This window comes from Glutamicibacter sp. AGC46, from assembly GCF_053543715.1.
The window spans coordinates 237,951-245,895 of sequence record NZ_JBLVOJ010000011.1 but is presented as its reverse complement, the minus strand read 5'-3'; the positions used below and the strand labels follow the sequence as shown (position 1 = coordinate 245,895).

7 protein-coding genes are annotated in these 7,945 nt (G+C 59.6%); 4 read left to right on the top strand and 3 right to left on the bottom strand.

Annotated features, from left to right (window positions below; translation table 11 throughout):
• Positions 1-33: 33 nt before the first annotated feature.
• The 3 genes from ygfZ to ACNPM8_RS06275 all read right to left on the bottom strand — a co-directional run bounded on the left by ygfZ (position 34) and on the right by ACNPM8_RS06275 (position 2,740).
• Positions 34-1,116 carry a CAF17-like 4Fe-4S cluster assembly/insertion protein YgfZ gene (gene ygfZ, locus ACNPM8_RS06285; RefSeq protein WP_133833615.1) on the bottom strand — a complete coding sequence of 361 codons (1,083 nt, stop codon included), beginning with the start codon at positions 1,114-1,116 and terminating at the stop codon, positions 34-36.
• A gap of 2 nt (positions 1,117-1,118) precedes the next feature.
• On the bottom strand, positions 1,119-1,733 hold the full coding sequence (locus ACNPM8_RS06280) for an FABP family protein (protein ID WP_133833614.1): 615 nt from the start codon (positions 1,731-1,733) through the stop codon (positions 1,119-1,121).
• A 266-nt stretch (positions 1,734-1,999) separates the two neighbouring features.
• Positions 2,000-2,740: a hypothetical protein gene (locus tag ACNPM8_RS06275; RefSeq protein WP_448939467.1), complete on the bottom strand. Its 741-nt coding sequence runs from the start codon at positions 2,738-2,740 to the stop codon at positions 2,000-2,002.
• Between the two features lie 126 nt (positions 2,741-2,866).
• Here ACNPM8_RS06275 and ACNPM8_RS06270 point away from each other — a divergent pair, with 126 nt between their 5' ends.
• The 4 genes from ACNPM8_RS06270 (at position 2,867) to ACNPM8_RS06255 (ending at position 7,852) form a co-directional block, all read left to right on the top strand.
• Positions 2,867-3,535 (top strand): winged helix-turn-helix domain-containing protein, encoded by a 669-nt coding sequence (locus tag ACNPM8_RS06270; RefSeq protein ID WP_105656876.1) that lies wholly within the window; start codon positions 2,867-2,869, stop codon positions 3,533-3,535.
• A gap of 52 nt (positions 3,536-3,587) precedes the next feature.
• Positions 3,588-4,544, top strand: a complete 957-nt coding sequence (gene mshD / locus ACNPM8_RS06265; protein WP_133833613.1) for a mycothiol synthase — start codon at positions 3,588-3,590, stop codon at positions 4,542-4,544.
• Between the two features lie 84 nt (positions 4,545-4,628).
• A complete protein-coding gene (locus ACNPM8_RS06260; RefSeq protein ID WP_448939466.1) occupies positions 4,629-6,845 on the top strand; it encodes an RNA degradosome polyphosphate kinase in 2,217 nt (738 codons plus the stop codon).
• A complete protein-coding gene (locus ACNPM8_RS06255) occupies positions 6,845-7,852 on the top strand; it encodes an NUDIX hydrolase (RefSeq protein ID WP_448939465.1) in 1,008 nt (335 codons plus the stop codon). The genes ACNPM8_RS06260 and ACNPM8_RS06255 overlap by 1 nt, the downstream gene beginning before the upstream one ends.
• Positions 7,853-7,945 lie beyond the last annotated feature (93 nt).

Below are 7,945 nucleotides of genomic sequence, written 5' to 3'. Positions count from 1 at the left end.
ACAGCATTCCCACCCCCCCCTTCTCTTTGGCCTTTAGCCTTGCGGCGGGGTTCTCAGGAACCCGGTAAAGCGCCCAGCGACCTGGCCGGCGTCGGTCGCCACAATGACTTCCTGCGTTGCCGGGTAGCTCGTTTCGCCGTCCACCACGGACAGAACCGCTTCCGGGTCAACGTTGCGCTTGACCACGGCCAAGGCGATTGGCCCGGCTTCATAGTGCAAAGTCGCGGAAGTGATCCGGCCAACCGTGCGCTCCCCCAGCTTCACTTCGGCGCCGGTGGCAGGCAGCGTGTGCATGGAACCGTCGAGGTCCAAGAAAACCATGCGACGAGGCGGGTGGCCGATGTTGTGCACCCGGGCAATTGTTTCCTGGCCTTTATAGCAGCCCTTGTCCATGTGCACCGCGGTACGCAGCCAATCCAACTCGTGGGGAATGGTCTTGTCGTCTATCTCGGCACCGAAGCGCGGCTCCCACGCGGCGATACGCAAGGCCTCGACAGCCATCATGCCTGACAGCTCTTCGTCAGCTACTGCGACGGCAAGCTGCTCCAACTCCACGATATGCAAGAACCACGGACGTTCCTTGCCCGGGTGATCCTCACGGGAATAGGCCCAACCACCGTCGGTGATTCCGGGCCATGGGTTCTCCCAGACCAGGCTCCCGGCAGTGCCAATCTTGCGGGTAGCCGCCAATACGCCGTAGCTCTCGGAAAGATCATTGACCTCAACGCGCAGCATGAAGCGCATTGAGTTCAGGAACTGCGCCAACGCTGCTCCGGCACCAGGTTCAACGATCAGCAGCAAGCGATCTGCGGTGGCCAGCACCTTCATTTCGTGCTCAATGCGTCCTTGAACCGAAAGCAGCAGCGTCTGGGTGCTGTCTCCTGGCTTCAGGCTGGAAATGCGCTGGCTGCTGAGCGTATCGAGCCAACTCTGGCGGTCTTCGCCGCGGATCTCCACAACATCGAAGTGGCTCAGATCGGCAATTGCCTGGCCCTCAGCGAGTTTGCGAGCTTCGCGGGTAGGAGCGCCGTAGTGGGCTGCGACGCCGGCATCTACGCCGCCAGCTTCCACTGCAGCAGCACGGTCCAGCAGGACCGAACGGTATTCAGTGGCCATGATTAGTGCACCGTGCCTTCCGAGGTGACACGCTTGAGCGCCGCCGAGGCGTGCGCTTGAAGATCCATATTGCCCTTGGAAACATCCCAGCGCCAGAACAGCTCGCCATTGACCAGACCGTAGATCCGGGTTGAGGACGCGTAAGCTTGGGCGTTCTTGCTGCGCAGCAAGCTCTCGGTGGCCAGCTGAATGCGTGGTCCATTAATCAGGCCGTAATACAGCTCTGAGATGCCGTCTGGTCGGACAATTTGCGCCTGGATCTTGAAGCCGTCTTCGGTATGCAGCTTCTGCACATCGTCGGCCGAACGCAGTACCGGGAAGATGTCACCGGGTTCCATGCCAGGACCGGCATCGGCTTCCTGCTGTTCACGGTCCAAGGACCAGAAGCCGGTTTCAACGGCTAGGATCCGCAGCTTCGTGCCATCGGCTTCGGTCAGCCAGGCTTCACTGCGGTATTCAAGGTACGGCCCGCCAACGTCACGGAAGGTGACTTGCTGCCAGAAAAACTCGTCCTCGGCTTCGCCTTCGCCAAGACGGCCAGCACCTTCCCAGGTGCCGATGAGCCATGCGAAAGGTACAAGTTCCGGGGTGAGGTCCGTAGGTAGGTCAAAAGCCATGGACTACTCGCTCCTAAGTCAGTTAGTGATGAAATGAAAACAGCGCACACGTTGTTGTGTGCGCTGTTTCTACTTCTGGCCCTGGAAGAGGCGCTTCACTACCAAGCCTGCGAACCCAGCCATTCCGAGACCGGCGATCACTACAAGTGCCTGGAAGAAAATTTCGATTGCAAGGTAATTTTCATTCATGGCTTCATCTTAGCGCGGGAGGCAGGAGAACTTCGACACGCGTGACGCAGCTAGCATCATATTTGAACCGCTCACCGCTAAATGAAAGCCAGCACTTCCATCGCGTACCAGCTGACCGCACCGCTCATCAGCAAGATGGCGCAGGCAAGGCCAAGGATTCCACTCATGTTTCGTACGCTGCGGCTGACCAAGGCCAATGCCCGTAATGAACCCACCAGCAAGCCGGTCAGCAGTCCCAGGGTCGCCCCTTGGTACCAGAGCATATCGATTGGCAGCGCGCTGGAGGCCGCGCCCAATGCGGCAGCGCCCACAGGCGCCAGAATCATGGTCATCCGGTTTGGCAGGCGGGTAACGGCAACCGCACCAGCCCCAAGCAGAGCGACCACGGTTGTGACGGCCAGCCCAAAGCCGTAGGGCACATAAGCACTAGCGGCCCAGGCGGAACCCAGCACGCCCAGGACTATGCCGGTCACGCCAGAAACCACACCGGCCAGCCGGCCTTCGGCTTCTGCCCCGCGCAATACCTGGCTGATAAATACCAGAAGCACGCCAACGGCGATTGCTTCGACACTATGTGACATCACCGACCCGCCTGGCATGAACATGGTCGAAGCCGTAGCCGCCAAAGAGCACAACGCCAAGATGATGGTGATCGGCCATGGCGCATCGGAGCGGACCATTCGCGGCCAGGTATAGGCGAAAATCAGCTGCAAGACCGCGGTGAGCACACCCATCAGCCAGCTCATCGAATCCAGACTTGCAACAACGACAAGCAGTGCCGCTGCAACGAGTCCACTGAATAAAACCTTGATTCTCAAATTCTGATTCCTGACGGTAATGTGTCCGCACTTGCGTGTTCACATGCGTGCTTCAACTGATTCATTCCTTATACTGTGACACGTAAAAGTGATTTTTTCGCAACTATCTGGCAGGAGGAAGACCGATTGGCTCACCTACTGCTATTAAGTAATCATGCCGAAAATGCCGCTGAAGTTCTTCCGGCACTCGAACTGTTATTGCACGAGATTTCTTTCTTCCCTGCAACAACGGAGTCGCTGAGCCAAATCCCTGAGTGCGACGCGGTCATCCTCGATGCCCGTACAGATCTCATTCCGGCGCGCTCCCTGGCGCAGTTATTGCACGCCAATTTGAATCTGCCCTTGCTGCTGGTTGTCAGCGAAGGCGCACTGGGCATTTTGAACTCGGATTGGTTTGCGACTGATTTCCTGTTGCCTTCCGCCATCCCTGCCGAGCTTGATGCACGCATCCGCCTGATGCTCTCCGGAGCCACGGTTCCCGCCCCCGCACCGGTGGCCGCTGAAAGCACTTCGGGCCTGCGCATCGATGAGTTGAGCTACACCGCCCGTATCGATAACCGCATGCTGGACCTGACATACAAAGAGTTCGAACTGCTCAAGTACCTGGCACAGTTCCCCGGCCGAGTCTTCACCCGCGAACAGCTGCTGCATGAAGTGTGGGGATACGATTACTACGGAGGCACCCGTACCGTAGACGTGCATGTGCGACGTTTGCGCGCGAAACTCGGCACCGATCATGAACAGCTCATCGGAACGGTGCGCAACGTCGGCTACCGCTTCCACACCGAATCATAACTTTCAGATAACTCCTACCCACTTCGCACATTTTACGACTATCGTGAAATGCATGAGCGAACTGCCACAGAACACTGTTTCCATCCAGCACGTCCCCGGTGAGCTTGATGAACGGGCGCTATCCGACGTGCGCCAGCTAGCCCTCGATGCGCAGAAAGCCGATGGCAACCCGCCGTTGAGCGACCAGACCCTGGTGGCATTGGCAGCCGATGAGCCTAGCCAGAATCTGCTTGCCCTGCTGGCTGAAGCCGGCGAAGGCGCGGAGTCGACGTTGGCCGGCGTTGCCATCGCGGTTCGGGAATCCCCGGATCAGCCTTGGGTGCTGGAACTGGTAGTCCACCCCGAGCATCGCCGCGCTGGCATTGGCCGGGCCCTGCTGGGCAAGCTCGGTGAGCTGCTGGATCTCTCGAAGATCCAGGCGTGGGCGCACGGCGACCACGATGCAGCCAAGAAGCTGGCCGCAGGTGTGGGCCTGGACCGCGTACGCGAGCTGTTCCGGATGCGCCGCGAAGGCACCGATTACCTAGAAGAGCCTGCGATTGATCGCCGGATTACGGTCCGCACCTTCCGTGTTGGCGAGGACGAGCCGCAATGGCTGGAGGCTAACGCCAAGTCCTTCGTGCATCATCCCGAGCAAGGTTCGCTAACCCTCAATGACCTCGAAGCGCGCATGTCCGAGGATTGGTTCGACCCATCCGGCTTCTTCCTGGCCTTTGACGCGGAGGAGAATCTGCTCGCCTACCACTGGACCAAAATCCACCCTGCTACCGCAGACGCGGTCCGCCCCACCGGCGAGGTTTACGTTGTCGGTGTCGTTCCCGAGGCGCAGGGACTAGGCCTGGGCCGTTCCTTGACCACCACCGGCATCAACTACCTGCTGGAACTGGGCGTCGATGCGGTGATCTTGTACGTGGATGCCGATAATGAAGCTGCAGTTAAGCTCTACCGCTCGCTGGGCTTCACACTTTGGGATGCGGACATTATGTACGGTCCGCAGAAGATAGACTAGGGGTACTGGCAGTCCCTGATTTATCGGGACTGCCGCCAGCGGTGTCTTTAGCGTCCACTTGCAGGAAAGAAGTGAGTTCAGCCGATGAATAGCTACCCCAAGGAAACTGGTACTCAGCTACGTGATGTTCCTTCCTCGAAGGTCAATGAAGATCGTATAGAGCCAGCAGATTCGCTACCGGATCTGCATCCCGATGGCGGATTCAAAAATGAGCGTTTCCTTGACCGTGAGCTCAGCTGGCTGCATTTCAACGCCCGCGTTCTGGAGCTGGCCGAAGACACCGATCTGCCCTTGCTTGAACGGGTGAACTTCCTGTCCATCTTCGCCTCGAACCTTGATGAGTTCTTCATGGTTCGCGTTGCCGGGCTGAAGCGCCGCATCCACGCTGGACTGGCGGTGCCGGCGGCTAACGGAATGAACCCGGTAGACCAGTTGGAGTTGCTGCTATCCTCGGCCCACGCGCTGCAGACCCGCCATGCCAAAGTCTTCGCCGACTCGGTATACCCCGATTTGGCCGAGCAGGGTATCCGCATCACCACCTGGGAAGACCTCTCGGCATCCGAGCGTGACCTGCTTTCCAAGTGGTTCGTTTCCCAGGTATTCCCGGTACTCACTCCGCTGGCGGTTGACCCTGCTCACCCATTCCCGTACATCTCCGGGCTGTCGCTGAATCTGGCTGTGGTGGTCCGCAACCCGCTGACCGGCAAGGAACTCTTTGCCCGCTTGAAGGTGCCAGACACCATCGCCCGCCTGATCAGCATCGACGGCACCCGCGCGGCGCACTCTTCGTTGCGCACGGCCCGGTTCATCCCGCTCGAAGCACTTATTGCGGTGCACCTGGAGCTGTTGTTCCCGGGGATGGAAATCGTCGAGCACCACTTCTTCCGTGTCACCCGCAACGAGGACCTGGAAGTTGAAGAGGACGATGCAGAGAACCTGTTGCAGGCGCTGGAGAAGGAATTGCTGCGCCGCCGCTTCGGTCCTCCCGTTCGCCTGGAAGTCGCCAATGACATCAACCCTGAAATCATGGAGCTGCTCACCCGCGAGCTCGGTGTTGAAGAGGACGAGGTTTTCAAGCTTCCCACCCCGTTGGACCTGCGCGGTTTGGGCGTTATTGCGTCGCTGGACCGTTCAGAGCTTCACTACACCAAGCATGTTGGCCATACCTCGAACTACCTGAACGAATCAGAAACTGCCAAAGCCGCCAATGTGTTCGCGGCCGTCCGGCGCCGCGACATCTTGCTTCACCATCCCTATGATTCCTTCTCCACCAGCGTGCAGGCCTTCCTGGAACAGGCCGCAGCTGACCCGAAGGTCATGGCCATCAAGCAGACCCTGTACCGCACCAGCGGCGACTCGCCTATCGTCGATGCGCTGATTGATGCGGCCGAAGCTGGCAAGCAGGTCCTGGCCCTGGTAGAAATCAAGGCCCGCTTCGACGAACAGGCGAACATCTCCTGGGCGCGCAAGCTGGAACAGGCGGGCGTGCACGTGGTCTACGGCATCGTGGGCCTGAAAACCCACTCCAAGCTCTCCTTGGTGGTTCGCCGCGAAGGCGACAAGCTGCGCCGATACTGCCACATCGGCACCGGCAACTACCACCCGCGCACCGCGCGCTACTACGAAGACTTCGGCCTGCTCACCTGCGACGACGAAGTTGGCGAGGATATCTCCAAGCTGTTCAACCAGCTTTCGGGCTACGCCCCGCGCTCGACCTACAACCGCCTGCTGGTTGCTCCGCGCTCGGTACGCACCGGGTTGCTGGCGCATATCGAGAAGGAAATAGTCAACGCCGCGGCCGGCAAGCCGGCAAAGGTCGTCATCAAGGTCAACTCCATCGTGGATGAAGCCATCATCGATGCGCTGTACCGGGCCAGCCAGGCAGGGGTCAAGGTGGAAGTCATCGTTCGCGGCATCTGCGCCCTGCGCCCAGGAGTGCCGGGACTGAGCGAGAACATCGAAGTACGTTCCATCTTGGGCCGGTTCCTTGAGCACAGCCGCGTGTTCATGTTTGAAAACGGCGGAGATCCACTGGTGTACATCGGCTCCGCCGACATGATGCACCGCAACCTGGATCGTCGCGTGGAAGCCCTGGTCTCGCTGCGCAACCAAGAGGACATTGATCGCATGATCACCCTGCTGGCCCGCTACATGGACGACAAGACCGCTTCGTGGCACCTGAACTCCGATGGCGACTGGATTCGCCATTACCAGGACGAGGATGGCAAGGCGCTCTCGGACGTCCAGTTCTGGTTAGTTGAAGAACATGCCCGCCGACGAAACAGTGGACGTAATAGCTAGTGACCGAACCAGAGCTGCGCGATACCCGCACCAGGGCTCGTGACATCATCCGTTCTGCAGATGCCGAGGAAATCCGCCTTGGCGAATACGACATCGTGGCCGCCGGGGCAATCCCCTGGCGCGTGAAGGACGGCAAACTCCAAGTTCTCCTGATCCACCGCCCAAAGTACGATGACTGGTCCTGGCCCAAGGGCAAACTGGATCAGGGTGAATCCATCGCCGAGTGTGCGCTGCGCGAGGTCCGCGAGGAAATCGGGTTGCGCATCACCTTGGGCATCCCGCTTTCAGCCACCGCCTACTCCGTGGGCCAGAAAACCAAGGTTGTCTACTATTGGGCAGCCAAGACCGATGCGCAGACGGTAATTGAGCCTGATGGCGCAGAATGCGACGAGGCTCTTTGGACCAGTCCCAAGAAGGCTGCCAAAATGCTGTCCATTGCCACGGACAACCAGCCGCTGGCCGATCTGGTCCTGGCTTATGAAGCCGGTGTGCTCGATACGCACCCGGTGCTCATTGTCCGCCATGCCAAGGCCAAGCCTCGCGGCAACTGGACTCGTGCCGAAGGAGACCGCCCGCTGGCGGCGACGGGACGACGCCAGGCGCAGGCAGTTTCCCGGATGCTCGAAGCCTGGAAGCCGATGCACGTGGCCTCTTCCCCGTGGATGCGATGCGTCCAGACGATCACGCCCTATGCCGCCTTGCACGCGTTGAAGCTCAAGAGCGTTAAAGCCCTGACCGAACATGCGGCGACACGCAATCCGGAGCGGGTACGCAAGGCCGTGCAGAAGCTCTTCGACAAGTACCGTTCCCAGGTGATTTGCACCCATCGCCCGGTGCTGCCCTTCGTGCTGGAGGTTCTTGCCCAGAACTCCACTGATGAACTGGCCAAGGCCCTGCCGGACCAGGATCCCTATTTGGAACCGGGGTCCCTGATCGTTGCGCAGCAGGTCCAATCCGGCAGCCCGCGAATTGTCTCCTTTGAGATTCATACGCCGTACCACGATTAGCCTGATGCGGCTGAAGCCCGGCATTGCATGCCGGGCTTCAGTGTTCTCTCAGGGCGTGGCACCAGCCGTTGCATCTGCCTCCGATTAGGGATA